The organism is Ensifer sp. M14, assembly GCF_003355565.1.
GTDB lineage: Bacteria > Pseudomonadota > Alphaproteobacteria > Rhizobiales > Rhizobiaceae > Ensifer.
The window spans coordinates 302,113-317,469 of sequence record NZ_QJNR01000007.1 but is presented as its reverse complement, the minus strand read 5'-3'; the positions used below and the strand labels follow the sequence as shown (position 1 = coordinate 317,469).

The 15,357-nt window shown below is 62.7% G+C and carries 16 protein-coding genes; 13 read left to right on the top strand and 3 right to left on the bottom strand.

The window, feature by feature from the left end:
• The first annotated feature begins 6 nt into the window (after positions 1–6).
• Together alc and BLJAPNOD_RS23210 are read left to right on the top strand one after the other, a co-directional pair.
• Positions 7–1,029, top strand: coding sequence for an allantoicase (gene alc / locus BLJAPNOD_RS23215; RefSeq protein ID WP_115421618.1), 1,023 nt, complete (start codon positions 7–9; stop codon positions 1,027–1,029).
• A gap of 29 nt (positions 1,030–1,058) precedes the next feature.
• The gene (locus tag BLJAPNOD_RS23210) at positions 1,059–1,544 is read left to right on the top strand and encodes an ureidoglycolate lyase (RefSeq protein ID WP_077501913.1); all 486 of its coding nucleotides are present in this window, start codon (positions 1,059–1,061) and stop codon (positions 1,542–1,544) included.
• A gap of 70 nt (positions 1,545–1,614) precedes the next feature.
• Here BLJAPNOD_RS23210 and BLJAPNOD_RS23205 read toward each other — a convergent pair whose 3' ends face one another.
• Positions 1,615–2,463: an AraC family transcriptional regulator gene (locus BLJAPNOD_RS23205; protein WP_115421617.1), complete on the bottom strand. Its 849-nt coding sequence runs from the start codon at positions 2,461–2,463 to the stop codon at positions 1,615–1,617.
• A gap of 112 nt (positions 2,464–2,575) precedes the next feature.
• Here BLJAPNOD_RS23205 and BLJAPNOD_RS23200 point away from each other — a divergent pair, with 112 nt between their 5' ends.
• Positions 2,576–3,829 carry a cytochrome P450 gene (locus tag BLJAPNOD_RS23200; protein WP_077501917.1) on the top strand — a complete coding sequence of 418 codons (1,254 nt, stop codon included), beginning with the start codon at positions 2,576–2,578 and terminating at the stop codon, positions 3,827–3,829.
• Between the two features lie 65 nt (positions 3,830–3,894).
• Positions 3,895–4,215, top strand: a complete 321-nt coding sequence (locus tag BLJAPNOD_RS23195) for a 2Fe-2S iron-sulfur cluster-binding protein (RefSeq protein WP_077501919.1) — start codon at positions 3,895–3,897, stop codon at positions 4,213–4,215.
• Positions 4,216–4,341: 126 nt separating this feature from the next.
• Here the strand turns inward: BLJAPNOD_RS23195 and BLJAPNOD_RS23190 are convergent, their stop codons facing one another.
• Positions 4,342–5,634: an NCS2 family permease gene (locus BLJAPNOD_RS23190; protein ID WP_077501921.1), complete on the bottom strand. Its 1,293-nt coding sequence runs from the start codon at positions 5,632–5,634 to the stop codon at positions 4,342–4,344.
• Between the two features lie 431 nt (positions 5,635–6,065).
• Between BLJAPNOD_RS23190 and BLJAPNOD_RS23185 the strand changes: the two genes are divergently transcribed.
• From BLJAPNOD_RS23185 to BLJAPNOD_RS23140, 9 genes are all read left to right on the top strand, one after another.
• The gene (locus BLJAPNOD_RS23185) at positions 6,066–6,263 is read left to right on the top strand and encodes a heavy-metal-associated domain-containing protein (protein WP_115421616.1); all 198 of its coding nucleotides are present in this window, start codon (positions 6,066–6,068) and stop codon (positions 6,261–6,263) included.
• 194 nt (positions 6,264–6,457) lie between these two features.
• Positions 6,458–8,980, top strand: coding sequence for a heavy metal translocating P-type ATPase (locus tag BLJAPNOD_RS23180; protein ID WP_115421615.1), 2,523 nt, complete (start codon positions 6,458–6,460; stop codon positions 8,978–8,980).
• Positions 8,981–9,087: 107 nt separating this feature from the next.
• Positions 9,088–9,558, top strand: coding sequence for a Cu(I)-responsive transcriptional regulator (gene cueR / locus BLJAPNOD_RS23175; RefSeq protein ID WP_077501927.1), 471 nt, complete (start codon positions 9,088–9,090; stop codon positions 9,556–9,558).
• 87 nt (positions 9,559–9,645) lie between these two features.
• On the top strand, positions 9,646–10,053 hold the full coding sequence (locus BLJAPNOD_RS23170; RefSeq protein WP_139353910.1) for a hypothetical protein: 408 nt from the start codon (positions 9,646–9,648) through the stop codon (positions 10,051–10,053).
• A gap of 324 nt (positions 10,054–10,377) precedes the next feature.
• The gene (locus tag BLJAPNOD_RS23160; protein WP_115421614.1) at positions 10,378–11,829 is read left to right on the top strand and encodes a TolC family protein; all 1,452 of its coding nucleotides are present in this window, start codon (positions 10,378–10,380) and stop codon (positions 11,827–11,829) included.
• A 14-nt stretch (positions 11,830–11,843) separates the two neighbouring features.
• Positions 11,844–13,193 (top strand): copper oxidase, encoded by a 1,350-nt coding sequence (locus BLJAPNOD_RS23155; RefSeq protein WP_077502084.1) that lies wholly within the window; start codon positions 11,844–11,846, stop codon positions 13,191–13,193.
• Between the two features lie 38 nt (positions 13,194–13,231).
• Positions 13,232–13,717, top strand: a complete 486-nt coding sequence (locus BLJAPNOD_RS23150) for a plastocyanin/azurin family copper-binding protein (RefSeq protein WP_077502086.1) — start codon at positions 13,232–13,234, stop codon at positions 13,715–13,717.
• A 26-nt stretch (positions 13,718–13,743) separates the two neighbouring features.
• Positions 13,744–14,016: a copper-binding protein gene (locus BLJAPNOD_RS23145; protein WP_115421613.1), complete on the top strand. Its 273-nt coding sequence runs from the start codon at positions 13,744–13,746 to the stop codon at positions 14,014–14,016.
• Between the two features lie 72 nt (positions 14,017–14,088).
• The gene (locus BLJAPNOD_RS23140; RefSeq protein ID WP_077501937.1) at positions 14,089–14,556 is read left to right on the top strand and encodes a DUF411 domain-containing protein; all 468 of its coding nucleotides are present in this window, start codon (positions 14,089–14,091) and stop codon (positions 14,554–14,556) included.
• A gap of 27 nt (positions 14,557–14,583) precedes the next feature.
• On the opposite strand, the gene BLJAPNOD_RS23135 is transcribed toward BLJAPNOD_RS23140, so the two are convergent.
• Positions 14,584–15,264 carry a phosphoribosyltransferase gene (locus tag BLJAPNOD_RS23135; protein WP_077501939.1) on the bottom strand — a complete coding sequence of 227 codons (681 nt, stop codon included), beginning with the start codon at positions 15,262–15,264 and terminating at the stop codon, positions 14,584–14,586.
• Positions 15,265–15,357: the final 93 nt, after the last annotated feature.

The following is a 15,357-nucleotide window of genomic DNA, read 5'->3' as shown; positions in this document are numbered from 1 at the left end:
ACGGCGATGACGATCGACGGCGCCGGCCCGCCTGACTTTGCGCGACAGGCGATTAACCTCGCCTCCGCCGGCCTCGGTGCGCGGCCGGTCTTTGCCACGGACGCGTTCTTCGCGCCGCTCGAAAGGATGCTGCAGGATTGTCCTGCCGTCTTTCATCCCGGGGTCTATGACGACCACGGCAAATGGATGGATGGCTGGGAAACACGGCGCCGGCGCGGTCCTGGCCATGACCATGCGATCGTCGAACTCGCCACCGCTGGCCGTATCGCCGGTTTCGACGTCGATACGGCGCATTTCATTGGCAACTATCCAAGCGCCTGCGCGATCGACGCTTGTCTGGCGCCAGAGGGTCCGGGCGAAACGACGGTATGGACCGAGCTTTTGGGCATGAGCCCGCTTGGCCCAAGCGCCCATCATTTCTTCCCGGCGCGGGTCGAAGGGGTTTGGAGCCATGTCAGGCTGCGCATCTATCCGGACGGCGGCATTGCCCGGTTACGGGTCTATGGCACGCCCGAGCTTGACCGGAAATGGATAGGCGACCAGGCCGTCGATCTCGCATCCTCGCTGCTTGGCGGCCGGATCGTCGTCTTTTCCAACGGTCATTACGGCCATCAACGGCTGTTGGCGCCGGGTCGCGGGATCAACATGGGCGATGGCTGGGAAACGCGCCGCCGGCGCGAGCCCGGCAACGACTGGATCATCGTCAAACTTGCCGCGTGCACGTCGATCGAGCGCATCACTGTCGATACCGCGCATTTCAAAGGCAACTACCCTGACGCCTGCTCGGTGCAAGCGGCCTGTCTTAGCGAGGCGGAATGTGCCGTTGACGCTGCACTAACGGCGTCTTCGCTCTACTGGCGGGAGGTGCTCCCGCGCCAGAAGCTGAACGCCGACAGCATCCATGACTATGGGCCCGACCTGATCGAACAGGTCGGTTACGCCACCCATGTGCGTCTCAACATCTACCCCGACGGCGGCGTTAGCCGGCTGCGTGTCTTCGGGCGCATTGCAGGGGCCGGCACCCCGTAAACGATCAACATAAGACGGAGGAGCGTCACATGAAGGAGATCGAGATAAAGCCGCTGACACGCGAGGCATTCGCGCCGTTCGGCGACGTGATCGAGACTGAAAACGCCCACAGCTTTCCCATCAATGGCGGAAAATGCACCCGCTATCATGACCTCGCCAAGATCGAGACCGCCGGCGACAAGGGCCGGCCGATGATCAGCCTCGTGCGCGGCGAGCCCTATCCGCTGCCCTTGAAGCTGACGATGGTCGAGCGCCACCCGCTCGGCAGCCAGGCCTTCATTCCCCTGACCGACAACCCGTTCCTGGTTGTCGTCTCGGGGGAGACCAGCGAAGGGCCGAGCGAGCCGATCGCCTTTCGCACAGCGCCGGGCCAGGGCGTCAACATCGCCCGCAATGTCTGGCACGGCATACTGACGCCGCTGGAAGACGTTTCGGACTTCGCCGTCGTCGACCGCGGCGGAGAAGGCGTCAATCTGGAAGAGCATTTCTTCGAGCAGCCATTCCTGCTGCGCTGACGGCTGGTTTGGGACCAGAGGGCGGGCCTGCTCCATTCGAGTGGGCGCCGTCATCTGCCTCATGACGATCCTAATACCCGCCGTCGCGCCTGAACTTCGTCGGGGTATAGCCGGTCAAACGGCGAAAATCGCGGGAGAAGTGGTAGGGATCGGGATAGCCGCAATGGGCAGCGACGGCCGAGACCTTCGCGCCCGGCTCGACCAGCAGGCGTTTCGCCCGATTGATGCGCTCGTGGCGTAGCCAGTCCATTGGCGTTGTGCCGATGGTCTCCTTGAATCTGCGAAACAGTTGCGACGGGCTGAGATGTGCGAGGACCGCAAGTTCATCGATCGTCCAGGCCCTGGCCAGATCCTTCCGAACTGCGACAAGCACAGCGGTTATCCGATCGCGCGACGCCGGATCGTCGGGCGTTGCCGCGCTCACCAATCGCGGTGCACTCAGGTTGGCGATCAGCCCGGCAATTGCCGCACTGACCAGCGCGTCCGTTGCCGACGAGCGATCATCGAGATAGCCAATGACCGCCTGGAAGGCGGCTCGCGCCGCCCCCTGATCGGAAGGCTCCAACAGCGGCGACTGCTGCACGTTGAGGAAGGCATAGACCTCGTCGAGCCCGTGCCCCTCGACCCCCATCCACAGATAGCGCCATTCGCTGGCGTCTGGCCCGCAACGATGTTCATAGGCCTGTGACGTGTCGAGCCAGATCGACATGCCTTCCCTGGCGACGAACCGCTGCCCGCGCACCTCGATCAGCCCTTGCCCGGCGGTGGTGTGAACGAGCACATATTGGTGGAAGCGCTTGCGGATCGGCGGTTCGTTCGGCAGCGCCACCCGAGTGCCGGCAACCAACACCGTGTAGGGGAACGCGCCCGCCAGACGTGCCGGTGTGTGAAAATAGATCTCTTCGCGCTCAGCCAACATACTGGGCACTTTGCACACCCATGCGAGTTTTGTCCATTATGTCGCGAGATTGCTACATTTCCATGGACGACCTTATGACGCTATCCTGCAGCTTTTGCAGGGAGTGCGGCACATGGCAGAGACCTTATCGACAGAGACCCAGAGGGAGGTCACGTTCGCCCCTTTGTCACCCGATTTCGCACGCGATCCCTATCCCACCTACAAGGCGCTGCGCGACAAGGGCGGTCTGCACTATTTCGAGGATTTCGACATCTGGCTCGCCTCGCGCTTCGAGGATGTCTCGGCAATCGTCATGGACAAGCGCATGGTCCGCTCACTCGAGGATATCGCCACGGCCGAGGAAATCGCCAGCATCCAGCGGGCCGGCAACTGGCATGACATGCCGCACCACTCGCGCTTCGTGCAGTTCAGCCTGCTCGACAGCGACGGCGCCGTGCACGATCGGCTGCGCAGGCAGGTTTTCAAACTGTTCACCCCAGCGATGATCGCCAAGCTGCGCGACCAGATCCAGGCCTATGTCGACAGGCTGATCGACAGCCTGGCCGATCGCGGCCAGATCGATTTCGTCGACGATCTCGCCGCCCACGTCCCCGGCCATATCATCGGTCGGCTGCTCGGCGTTCCCGACGAAGACTGTCCCCAGCTGCGCATCTGGTCGGAAAACATCGTCCAGTTCTTCGACGTCGACCGCTCGGATGAGCGCAAGCACATCGCAGAAACCAACACCACCGAATTCTACGAATACCTGACAGCCCTCAAACACGAACGCGAGCGCAGCCCCAAGAACGATCTGATCTCGGTTCTGATCGAGGCGGAAGGCGCCGGCGCGATGAATTCCGACGAATTCATTTCGACCTGCATGCTGATCCTGATGGCTGGACACGGCTCGACGATCGACGTGCTTGGAAGCGGCATGCATGCGCTGTTGCGGTTCCCCAAGCAGATGGCACGCCTGCGCCGGGATCCGGCCTTGATCCAGACTGCGGTGCAGGAGATGTTCCGCTACGAGTCGCCTTTGCCGTTCTTCCATCGGCACTGTATCGAGGACGTGGAAATCGGCGGACGAACTTTCGCGCGCGGCACGAAGTTCGGCGTGCTCTATGGCGCTGCCAACCGTGATCCCAGGCAGTTCGAAAATGCCGACAGCTTCGACATCGGCCGCACACCCAACAGACATCTCGCCTTCGGCGGCGGCGTGCACTTCTGTCTCGGCAACCATCTCGCCCGGCTGGATATGGACATCATCTTCAGCACGCTGCTGCGGCGCTTCCCGACGATCGAGCTTGTCGACGAACAGCCCGAATACAAGCGGGGCCTTTCGGTGCGTGGCCCGAAGAAGCTGCAGATCGCCATCAAGGCTGTGTGAACGCCGACCATTGCGCGGCAGCGCGAAAGAATTCGAACGATTTCAGATTTGAGTGGAGACCAAACATGCCCAGGATTGTCTTTGTGGATGCCGAGGGAAAGACGACCGAGGTTATGGCCGAAATCGGCCAGTCGGTGATGTCGGCAGCGGTTCAGAACGGCATCGATGCCATCGCGGCGGAATGCGGCGGCTCCTGTGCCTGTGGCACCTGCCACTGTTACATCGACGCGGCGTGGGGCGAGAAGCTGCCATCGCCCGATTATCAGGAGCAGGACATGCTCGAATGCGTCGTCAATCCGGAGGAACGAAGCAGGCTCAGCTGTCAGATCACGGTCTCCGATGCGCTCGACGGATTGGTCGTGCATCTGCCAGCCGGACAATATTGATCGGGGCGTCTGCCCGGTTGCCAAAAACGCAAAAAGACCGGAGCCGCAGCAATGTCTGCGGTCCGGCCAGCTTCGCGGGGGAAGTTCTGAGATAACGGGCCGGGGCATTGTTGCCCCGGCTTTCTTCTATTCGGCGAAGAAGGCGAAGCGGATGACGAACAGCGCCGCGACCAGCTGCGTCGCCGGGTGGATGACGCTCCACCTGCCGGTGAACACCTTGAGCACCACGTAGCTCACGAAGCCGAAGGCAAGGCCGTTGGCGATCGAATAGGTGAAGGGCATGGCGAGCGCTGTCAGTGCTGCCGGTGCTGCTTCCGTCAGGTCGTCCCAGTCGACTTCCGTCAGTTCGCGCATCATCAAGCCGGCGACGTAGAGCAGAGCCGGAGCTGTCGCATAGGTCGGAACGGCGGCTGCGAGCGGCGAGAAGAACAGCGCGGCGAGGAAGAGCACGCTGACGGTGAGTGCCGTCAGGCCCGTGCGACCGCCAGCCTGCACGCCCGAGGCGCTTTCGACATAGGCGGTGGTGCTGCTCGTGCCGATCAGCGAACCGGCAACGATGGCGGTGCTGTCAGCCAGAAGCGCCCGGCCGAGGCGGTTTGGCTTGCCTTCCTCCACCAGCTTGGCGCGCTTGGCCACACCGATCAGCGTACCCGTGGCGTCGAAGACTTCGACGAGCACAAAGACGAGGATCACGTGGACCAGGCCGCCATGCAACGCGCCCATGATGTCGAGCTGCATGAAGGTCGGCGCGATGCTCGGCGGCGTTGAAACGATGCCCTTGAACTCGCTGACGCCCAGGAGCATCGACAGAATGGTCACGACGAGGATCCCGATCAGGATCGAGCCGCGCACTTTAAGCGCATCGAGCACGGCAATGACGAAGAAGCCGAGGATCGCCAGCAGCGGGCCGGTCTGCTTCAGGTCGCCGAGGCCGACCAGCGTTGCCGGATTGTCGACGACGATGCCGGCATTCTTCAGCGCGATGATGCCGAGGAACAGGCCGATACCGGTGGCAATTGCGCTTCTGAGCGAATGTGGGATGCCGGCTATCAGCCAGCTTCGAACCCCGGTCACGGTCAGGATCAGGAAGATCACGCCGGAGATGAACACGGCGCCGAGTGCCTGCTGCCAGCTAAAGCCGAGGGCTGCAACGACTGTGAAGGCGAAGAAGGCGTTGAGGCCCATACCCGGCGCCATGCCGATCGGCCAGTTGGCGACGAGCGCCATGACGGCCGAACCGAGGGCCGCGGCAATACAGGTCGCGACGAAGACGGCATCCCTGTCCATGCCCGTGGTCGACAGAATGTCGGGATTGACGAAGATGATGTAGGACATCGTCAGGAATGTCGTGACGCCGGCGATCACCTCGGTGCGCACGGATGTCCCATGCTCATTTAACTTGAATAGTCGTTCAAACATATTTCCTCCCTTGGCGGCGTCGCCACGACGCAGCCGAACGACAGAGATCGGGACACAGTCTCCTCCAGTCCCCGACCAGTGCATTTCGATCATCGCCGAATGATCCGGCGCAACCGCATCACGGACCGCTTGCGGCCCGCGCCGGGCGGGCGATCGTCCGCCCCCTTGAGACGACGCGAATGCCCTTGTGCACAGCCTTCGGATTGTGCGTCTTCCAGCGGCCGACCGCTAGCCGTCCATTCCAGGGTTCGGCGATGAAAGACTTTCAAATTTTTCGGAGCAGTTGCGGCCGACATACGGGCCAATTCCCAGCTTTTTGCCGCCGGTTTCGGCGTCCGAAGCACGCGGAAAAAAATCGCCGACCGGTCTCTTGACCTTCCAACGATGGGAAGCCCCATCTTTGTCTCACATCGAAAACAAGGAGACAAGCGATGCAGAACTACAAGATCGACAACATGACCTGCGGACACTGTGCCGGCAACGTCCAGAAGGCGATCCTGAGCGTCGATCCGCAGGCAACCGTCAAGGTCGATCTCGGCGCGCGCGAGGTCAGCGTGGAGAGTGTCGCCGCGGCCGGCCCGATTGCTGAAGCGCTGAAGGCGGCAGGCTACGACAGTCGCCAGCTCTGAACAGCAACAATGGTGCCTCCGGTCACCGCTAGACGCCTCGGCCCCGCGCCGGGGCGTTTATCGTTTAATGGCGCCGGATCGAGGCAGAAGATCGTGGTGCGCATTATCTGAGGAAATGTTTCGAACCGCCCTTGACCTTCCCATCGTTGGAAGCCCCACCTTCCGATAAAAGAACAGGATAAAGGAGCACGATCATGGGATCTGTGACCACCATCGAAACGAAGAACGCGACGGCAATTCCCGGTGCTGCGCTGACGGCCAGCATACCGGTCGAAGGCATGACCTGCGCATCCTGCGTCGCGCGTGTCGAAAAGGCTATCCGCGCTGTCCCCGGCGTCACCTCCGCCTCCGTCAACCTTGCGACCGAGCGGGCAGACGTCCGGTTCGATGGAACGACCAAGACTGCCGATATCGTCAAGGCCATCGAAAACAGCGGCTATGGCGCCGCTGAAGAATCGGTCGAGCTGGCAATCGAAGGCATGACCTGCGCCTCCTGCGTCGCGCGCATTGAGAAGGCGCTGAAGGCGGTGCCCGGTGTCACTGAGGCCAATGTCAATCTCGCGACCGAGCGCGCCTCCGTGCGCCTCACCAAGGGCGTTGTTACGGCCGCCAGCCTTGAAGAGGCCGTGCGCGCCGCCGGTTACGATGCCAAGCGCATCACCGGCGATGAAAACACCGACGAGGAAGCCGAAAAGCGCGAGCGCGAAAGCCGGCGCCTCAGCCGTTCGTTGCTGGTTGCCGCGGCCCTGACGCTGCCGATCTTCGTGCTGGAAATGGGCTCGCACTTCATTCCGGCCGTGCACGACTTCGTCATGATCAATATCGGCATGCAGGAGAGCTGGTACCTGCAGTTCGTATTGACGACGCTGGTCCTCTTCGGTCCGGGCTTACGCTTCTACCAGAAGGGCATCCCGGCGCTCCTGCGCCTCGCGCCCGACATGAATTCTCTCGTCGCCATCGGCACGGCCGCCGCCTGGGGCTATTCGATCGTTGCCACCTTTGCATCCGGGCTGCTGCCCGAGGGTACGGCCAACGTCTATTACGAAGCCGCCGCTGTCATCGTGACGCTGATCCTGCTCGGCCGGGTGCTGGAAGCCCGCGCCAAGGGCCGCACCTCCGAAGCGATCAAGCACCTGATGGGTCTGCAGGCAAAGACGGCGCGCGTCGTTCGTGATGGCGAGACGATCGAGATAGCGCTCGGCGACGTTCACGCTGGCGATACCGTTCTTGTGCGTCCCGGCGACCGCGTACCGGTCGACGGCACCGTTGTCGACGGCAATTCCTACGTCGACGAATCGATGATCACCGGCGAGCCGGTTCCCGTCGAGAAGGTTGCCGGGGCCGATGTCGTCGGCGGCACAATCAACAAGACCGGATCCTTCACCTTCCGCGCCACCAAGGTCGGTGCCGATACGGTGCTGGCCCAGATCATCCGCATGGTCGAGCAGGCGCAGGGCGCCAAGCTGCCGATCCAGTCGCTGGTCGACAAGGTGACAGCCTGGTTCGTTCCGGCCGTCATAGCGATTGCCGCCATCACCTTCGCGATCTGGTTGATCTTCGGCCCGGATCCGGCGCTGAGCTTCGCGCTTGTCAATGGCGTCGCCGTTCTGATCATCGCCTGCCCCTGCGCCATGGGCCTTGCGACCCCGACCTCGATCATGGTCGGCACCGGCCGGGCCGCCGAAATGGGCGTGCTCTTCCGCAAGGGGGAAGCGTTGCAGACCCTGCGCAATGCCGAGATCATCGCCGTCGACAAGACGGGCACTCTGACCAAGGGGCGCCCCGAACTGACCGATCTCGACACATCAGCCGGTTTTGAACGCGGTGAAGTGCTGGCGCTCGTCGCCGCCGTCGAAACCCGCTCGGAGCACCCGATCGCCGAAGCAATCGTCGAGGCCGCAAAGTCGGAAGGCATCGCCATTGCCACGCCTTCGAACTTCGAAGCCGTGCCCGGCTTCGGTGCCAGCGCCAGCGTGAATGGGCGGAGCGTCCATGTCGGCGCCGACCGGTTGATGACCAAGCTCAATCTCGATGTCTCGATGTTTGCCGACCAGGCAGCCCGTCTGGGCTCGGAGGGCAAGAGCCCGCTCTATGCCGCGATCGACGGCAAGCTTGCCGCCATCATCGCCGTTGCCGACCCGATCAAGGAAACCACGCCGCAGGCGATCCGCATGCTGCACGACCTCGGCCTCAAGGTGGCGATGATCACCGGCGACAACCGCCGCACCGCGGAAGCGATCGCTGCCAAGCTCGGAATCGATGAAGTCATCGCCGAAGTGCTGCCCGACGGCAAGGTCGCAGCCCTGAAGCGACTGAAAGCCGACGGCCGCGCCGTTGCCTTCGTCGGCGACGGCATCAACGATGCGCCGGCGCTCGCCGAAGCCGACGTCGGCCTTGCGATCGGGACCGGTACGGATGTCGCGATCGAGAGTGCCGATGTGGTGCTGATGTCAGGCGATCTCCTGGGCGTGCCGAACGCGATTGCCCTGTCGAAGGCGACGATCCGCAACATCAAGGAGAACCTGTTCTGGGCCTTCGCCTACAACGCGGTTCTGATCCCGGTTGCAGCGGGCGCGCTCTATCCGGCCTACGGCGTCTTGCTGTCGCCGATCTTCGCTGCCGGCGCGATGGCGCTCTCGAGCGTCTTCGTGCTCGGTAATGCGCTCCGGCTGCGGAGGTTTCGCGGCGTCGCCGCGCAAACGCCAGCCGCACGATGACACAAAGCTTCTCCCCGGCGGGTCGCGCCCGCATGGCGTCCGCCGGGGAGACTTCCTATATTCGACCTGAACACCCGCGCTCCGCGCGCCGCTCGAAAGGTGAAGTCATGAACATCGGCGAAGTCGCACGCGCCTCAGGCGTTTCGACGAAGATGATCCGCTATTACGAAACGATCGGCCTCATTCCGCCGGCCGATCGCAGCGAGGCGGGCTATCGCAATTACGGCGATAACGACGTCCACACCCTACGCTTCATTCGCCGCTCCCGCGATCTCGGTTTCACCGTCGAGCAGATGTCCGACCTCCTGACGCTGTGGCGCGACCGTTCGCGTGCCAGCAGCGAGGTCAAGAAGATCGCGCTCGAACACGTCGAGATCCTCGAACGCAAGGCCGAAGAATTGAAGGCGATGAGCAGGACGCTCAAGCATCTGGCCGCCAATTGCCACGGCGACGGCCGGCCGGATTGCCCGATCCTCGACGATCTCGCCGCCATGGCGAACGAACCAGGCAAGGCGCCGGAGCCTGCACGCTTCGGCCCGGCCGGCATTGACCCAGTCCGCAACCGCCGACAGGCCTAAGCACATCGACCAAAGGCTCACGCATTCGTGAGCCAAGGCCCGGTCAGCAGCATTGACAGGAATCGAGAGCGTTTCTACGGATTGATGATGGAAAAGGCACGACAGGCATATCTACGTCTGCTGACGATGCTCAAGCTGGTGACGATGCTGTCGCTGGCCGTGCTGCCCTTTTCCAGCGCAGCCGGCATGACCCATGTGGCCGCGCACGCCGCAATGCAAATGCACACAGCAACGCAGCCGGATGCCTCCTCGGTCGACACCGCGACGTTAAGCGAACATTGCCCGAGCGCCGACAGCAACAAGACAAAACCCATCAGTGACAGCGGCAAGGCCGACAAGAAGGATTGCTGCAAGACCTTCTGTGCGTCCGTCGCCGTGCTTGCCGATACCGGCGAAGCCCGCTTCGGCCTGCCGCGCTCCACGTTGCATGCCGGGCTGCAATCGCAGCTGATCCCCGGCGAGCGCGCCGGCCTGCACCGCCCTCCAAGAGCCTGATTTCGTGAACAGCTGACCGCATAGGCGGTCAAGGTCTTGGCCTGCCCGGCTCTGCCGGTCGGACGCCGATATCCATTCTTCACATTCAGGTTGAACCATGAAACGTCTGTTTCCCATGGCGCTCCTGCCCATTCTTCTGGGCGGATGCGCAACCACGATGCCTGCAGAGGTGACAAGCCTCGCCGATCCCGCGGAGAGTTCCGCGCACACCACGATCCAAGCCTATCGAAGCCCTCTTGCCGGATACGTCCACCGAGAGCCCGTCGGCCCGAAGCGCTGGATACCGCTCAACGACGCCCAATCTCCCGCCAAGGGAGACGCATCATGACCATGCAGAAGTTCAGGCTCGCCGCGATCATCGGCCTGCCGCTGACGCTTGCCGGTTGCGCGACCAACGCGGAGTACGCGGCAAGGGACGCCGGCTTTACCGCCGTCTCGGCCAAGGTCGGCGCCGGCACGGCAAAGCGTAGCGTCTGGATCCAAAACCGCGAACAGGCCGCAAAGGCTCAAGCACAGGTGAAGTCGCTGCTCGCACGAAAGTCGGTCGATGCTGATACCGCCGTGCAGATCGCGCTTCTCAACAACAAGGGCCTGCAGGCGGCCTACGCCGATCTCGGCGACGCAGCGGCGAATGCCTGGCAGGCAACGATGCTCCTCAACCCGACGATTTCGATCGGCACCACCGGCATCGGAGCACCGGAGCTTCAAGCCTATCGTGCCATCGAAGGGCTGATCACCACCAACATCCTGGCGCTGATGACGCGGGAGAAGTCCATTGCGGTCGCCGACGCCCGCTTCCGTCAGGCGCAGCTTGCGGCCGCCTTGAAGACGCTTGCGCTCGCGGCCGAAACCCGTCGCGCCTGGATCGAGGCGGTATCGGCCTGGGAAACGGTGGCACAGCTCAACCGGGCGCAGGCCGCCGCCGACGCAGCCTCCCAACTTGCCGCCAAGCTCGGAGAGAGCGGAGCCATGGGCAAGGCCGACCAGGCCCGCGAGCATGTGTTCAATGCCGAGCTCGCCGGCCAGGTAGCCGAGGCGCGTCTTGCGGCACGGCTCGCCAACGAGAACCTCACCCGGAAAATGGGACTGTGGGGCACAGACGCCGACTACCGGGTGCCAAACCGGCTGCCCGATCTGCCGAAGGGACTTTCCCGCCGTGACAGTATCGAGGCCGAAGCCCTCAAGCGCCGCGTCGATCTGCAGATGGCCCGCTTCGACCTCGAGGCGGTGGCAAAATCCTATCGTCTTACCGAGGCGACACGCTTCGTCAGCGATCTTACGCTCGTTGCCGGTGCAGAGGCCGAGCGTGAGCGCGAAGACGGCGACACAAAGGTCGAGACCACAGGCCAGGTGGAGCTGGAGTTCACCATCCCGATCTTCGACACCGGCCAGGCGCGTCTGCGCACGGCGGAACTGGCGCACATGCGCGCCGCCAACCTGCTTGCCGAAAAGGCAGTCAATGTCCGCTCAGAAGCCCGCTCGGCCTATCAGGCCTACCGGTCGCGCTACGACATCGCCCGGCACTACCGCAACACCGTCGTGCCGTTGCGTACGAAGATCGAGGACGAAGCCGCCCTCAGCTACAACGGCATGATCACCAGCACCTTCGAGTTGCTCGCCGACAACAGGTCCAAGGTGGACTCGGTGATCCTCACCATCAACGCCAAACGCGATTTCTGGCTTGCCGATGCCGATCTGACCACCGCCATCCATGGCGGCGGTGAAGCGGGCGCTGCGGCAGAGGTTGCCGCTCCTGCCGCAGCCGACGCGGATTGAAAGGGACGATGACCATGTTCAACAGACGACAAATCCTCGGCGCAGGCGCGGCACTCGTTTCCACGACGGCCTGGGCGCAGACCTCGAACTCCGGATTGCCGGAGGCGGAAGGCATGAACAATGCTGCCACTCAGAAGCCGCTCGTGCCGACGAGCGGGCCGGACTACAACCCGGTCGTCACGCTCAACGGCTGGACGCTGCCACACCGGATGAACAACGGCGTCAAGGAATTTCATCTCGTTGCCGAACCGGTGGAACGCGAGATGGCCGAAGGCATGACTGCCTATCTCTGGGGCTATAACGGCCAGTCCCCCGGCCCGACGATCGAAGCGGTCGAAGGCGACCGGGTGCGCATCTTCGTCACCAACAAGCTGCCGGAGCACACGACGATCCATTGGCACGGCATGATCCTGCCTTCGGGAATGGATGGCGTCGGCGGACTGTCGCAACCGCATATCCCGGCGGGAAAGACATTCGTCTACGAGTTCGATCTCGTGAAGTCCGGAACCTTCATGTACCACCCGCATGCCGACGAAATGGTGCAGATGGCCATGGGCATGATGGGCTTCTTCGTCATCCATCCGAAGGACCCGGCCTTCATGCGGGTCGACCGCGACTTCGTCTTCCTGCTCAACGCCTATGACATCGACCCCGGCACCTATGTTCCGCGCATCATGGAGATGACGGACTTCAACATGTGGTGCTGGAACAGCCGCATCTTCCCGGACATCGATCCGCTGGTCGTTGCCAAGAACGACCGGGTGCGGGTGCGCGTCGGCAACCTGACGATGACCAACCATCCGGTCCATATGCACGGTTACGATTTTGAGGTGACCTGCACCGATGGCGGCTGGGTCCGCCCCGAAGCCCGATGGCCGGAGGTATCGATCGACATTCCCGTCGGCGCCATGCGCGCCTACGAGTTCGCCGCCAAGTACGAGGGCGACTGGGCGATCCACTGCCACAAGTCGCACCACACGATGAACGCGATGGGCCACGATGTCCCGACTTTCATCGGCACCGACAAGACGCAGGTCGCGGCGAAGATCCGCAGGATCAAGCCCGACTACATGCCCATGGGTACGGCCGGGATGGCCGACATGGGCGAGATGGAAATGCCGCTTCCCGACAACACCATCCCGATGATGACCGGCTGGGGGCCGCACGGGGCGTTGGAGATGGGCGGCATGTTCTCGGTGGTGAAGGTGCGCGAAGGCATCTCCGCCGGCGATTACAGCGACCCCGGCTGGTACGAAAATCCTCCGGGTACACAGGCCTGGGAATGGACCGGCGCGCTGCCGGAAACCACCCGAGCAACAGACGCCAAGACAGTCATCACCCCACCTCCCGCAACAAAGAGGTGACCGCAATGACCTCTTCCAACGCAACCAAGGAAACCAAGATGAAGACGACACTTTTCGCGCTGGCGTTCGTCGCCGCTTCCTCGCTCGCCTCGCCGATGCGCGCCAGCGGCACCCATTCCGGCGGTCACGACGCCATGTCGATCGGAGAGCCCGGCGACGCCAAGAAGGCGACCCAGACCGTGCGCGTGACGATGAAGGAAACTGATGACGGCAAGATGATCTTCACGCCGGCAAGCATCAAGGTCCGCCACGGCCAGACCGTGCGCTTCGCCATCAAGAATGTCGGCGAACTCGAACATGAATTCGTGCTCGACGACAAGGCGCAAATCCAGGAGCACAAGGTGGCGATGGAGAAGTTCCCCGACATGGAACACGCTGATCCCAATGCCATCCGGCTCGAGGCCGGCAAGTCCGGCGAGATCGTCTGGACCTTCACCAACAACGGCACGTTCGAATTCGCCTGCCTGGTCCCCGGTCATTATGACGCCGGCATGCACGGACCGCTCGAAGTCGTGAAAAAGTGACAATAACCCACTGAAAGGATGACACTATGAAACCGCTTATTGCATTGTTTGCCGCTCTTGCCATGGCGGCTTCCGCCCAGGCGACGGAATTCACCAAGGGAACGATCAAGAAACTGGACACGTCCGCCAAGAAGGTGACGATCGCCCATGAGGATCTGAAGAACCTCGACATGCCGGCCATGACCATGGTGTTCCGGGTCAAGGATGATGCGATACTAGCCAAGCTCAAGGAAGGTGCCGCGATCGAATTCATCGCCGACCGGGTCGATGGCAAGCTGACAGTGACCGAGATCAAGTAATCCGGTGTCCAGGGCCCGGTATAATTCCGGGCCTTGGGCAACCAGGCCGAACAGACAGGAAAGGAGCGTTCGATGTTGAACCTCAAAAGTAGACACTTCATTGCCGGTGTAATCATGAGCATGTCGATGCTGACAGCCGGCGTGGCGATCGCGGCAGGCCCGATGACGGTCTACAAGGATCCGCAGTGCGGCTGCTGCGAACAATGGGCAGACGCGATGGAGGCAGCCGGCTTTAAGGTCGATATCCAAGACGAAGCCGACATGACGCCGATCAAGACCCGGTTCGGCGTGCCGGCCGACATGGAAGGATGCCACACAGCTGTCATCGACGGTTATGTCGTCGAAGGCCATGTCCCGCTTGAAGCCGTGCAGAAGCTGGTAACCGAGAAGCCTGAAATTGCCGGCATTGCCGTGCCTGGCATGCCCTCGGGTTCGCTCGGCATGGGCAACGATCCGCAGGCGTCATACGACGTCTACACGATCGCCAAGACCGCCGGCGCGGCCGGGACCGTCTATTACAAGGTGCGGCCGGCGCAATAGCGCCCGGATGCTGCGGGCGGCAACCTCTTAGGCGGCGCGCCAGGCGCCGTCTTCGCCACGCGCCAGCAACGGCGTGCGGAACACGCCGGCGACACGCTCCGGCCAATAGGGCGCGAGATCTGCCAGAGGCTGTCGCCAGCGTTCGGTCTGCAGCATGGCGGCACCGATGGCGATCGGATCCACGCCACACGTTTCCATCAGGGTCAGTCCGGCAACGATCGAGCTGCCACTCGATAGGACGTCATCGACGAGCACGACACGCTTGTCCTTCAGAAGCGGAAGCATACGCGGATCGACGTAGAGCCGCTTCTTCTGGTCCGGCGTGGTGATCGACGACAGCGGAACGGAGAGATCGTCGACGTACCAGAACTTGCGCGACGTTCCGAGCGGCACGTATCGCGCATGGCCGAGCTTGCGGGCGACGGCAGCGGCGAGCGTCAGCCCCAGCGTCGGCAGGCCGGCGATGACATCAGGCTGCAACGGCGCCAGCTTGTTGGCGAGTTCTGTTGCCAGGGCTTCTTCGACGGCGAAACTCGCCTGGTTGATGATCAGCGAGGCCAGGGCGTGCTTGCCATCCGCCAGCTGCCGGATCGGCAACAGGATCTGGCGACCGTCTTCAAGCTTCGCCGGGAAGAAATCCCGATAACCGCTTCCAGTGTCGAAACTTTTCGACGGGAACACATCCTGCCAGAATTCATGCGGCTGCATCGGTATTGTCCTCTTCTGCGCCACCAAGGCTTCGAACGAAAGGCGATGAAAACACCGGCGCACTGTTCTGGTTCCGGCGGTTTTCGTCTATAC

What these genes read in the sequence shown, in the direction of transcription:
- alc (WP_115421618.1), top strand. Translation starts at nt 7, where the DNA reads ATGACGATCGACGGCGCCGGCCCGCCTGACTTTGCGCGACAGGCGATT.
- BLJAPNOD_RS23210 (WP_077501913.1), top strand. Translation starts at nt 1,059, where the DNA reads ATGAAGGAGATCGAGATAAAGCCGCTGACACGCGAGGCATTCGCGCCG.
- BLJAPNOD_RS23205 (WP_115421617.1), bottom strand. Translation starts at nt 2,463, where the DNA reads ATGTTGGCTGAGCGCGAAGAGATCTATTTTCACACACCGGCACGTCTG.
- BLJAPNOD_RS23200 (WP_077501917.1), top strand. Translation starts at nt 2,576, where the DNA reads ATGGCAGAGACCTTATCGACAGAGACCCAGAGGGAGGTCACGTTCGCC.
- BLJAPNOD_RS23195 (WP_077501919.1), top strand. Translation starts at nt 3,895, where the DNA reads ATGCCCAGGATTGTCTTTGTGGATGCCGAGGGAAAGACGACCGAGGTT.
- BLJAPNOD_RS23190 (WP_077501921.1), bottom strand. Translation starts at nt 5,634, where the DNA reads ATGTTTGAACGACTATTCAAGTTAAATGAGCATGGGACATCCGTGCGC.
- BLJAPNOD_RS23185 (WP_115421616.1), top strand. Translation starts at nt 6,066, where the DNA reads ATGCAGAACTACAAGATCGACAACATGACCTGCGGACACTGTGCCGGC.
- BLJAPNOD_RS23180 (WP_115421615.1), top strand. Translation starts at nt 6,458, where the DNA reads ATGGGATCTGTGACCACCATCGAAACGAAGAACGCGACGGCAATTCCC.
- cueR (WP_077501927.1), top strand. Translation starts at nt 9,088, where the DNA reads ATGAACATCGGCGAAGTCGCACGCGCCTCAGGCGTTTCGACGAAGATG.
- BLJAPNOD_RS23170 (WP_139353910.1), top strand. Translation starts at nt 9,646, where the DNA reads ATGGAAAAGGCACGACAGGCATATCTACGTCTGCTGACGATGCTCAAG.
- BLJAPNOD_RS23160 (WP_115421614.1), top strand. Translation starts at nt 10,378, where the DNA reads ATGACCATGCAGAAGTTCAGGCTCGCCGCGATCATCGGCCTGCCGCTG.
- BLJAPNOD_RS23155 (WP_077502084.1), top strand. Translation starts at nt 11,844, where the DNA reads ATGTTCAACAGACGACAAATCCTCGGCGCAGGCGCGGCACTCGTTTCC.
- BLJAPNOD_RS23150 (WP_077502086.1), top strand. Translation starts at nt 13,232, where the DNA reads ATGAAGACGACACTTTTCGCGCTGGCGTTCGTCGCCGCTTCCTCGCTC.
- BLJAPNOD_RS23145 (WP_115421613.1), top strand. Translation starts at nt 13,744, where the DNA reads ATGAAACCGCTTATTGCATTGTTTGCCGCTCTTGCCATGGCGGCTTCC.
- BLJAPNOD_RS23140 (WP_077501937.1), top strand. Translation starts at nt 14,089, where the DNA reads ATGTTGAACCTCAAAAGTAGACACTTCATTGCCGGTGTAATCATGAGC.
- BLJAPNOD_RS23135 (WP_077501939.1), bottom strand. Translation starts at nt 15,264, where the DNA reads ATGCAGCCGCATGAATTCTGGCAGGATGTGTTCCCGTCGAAAAGTTTC.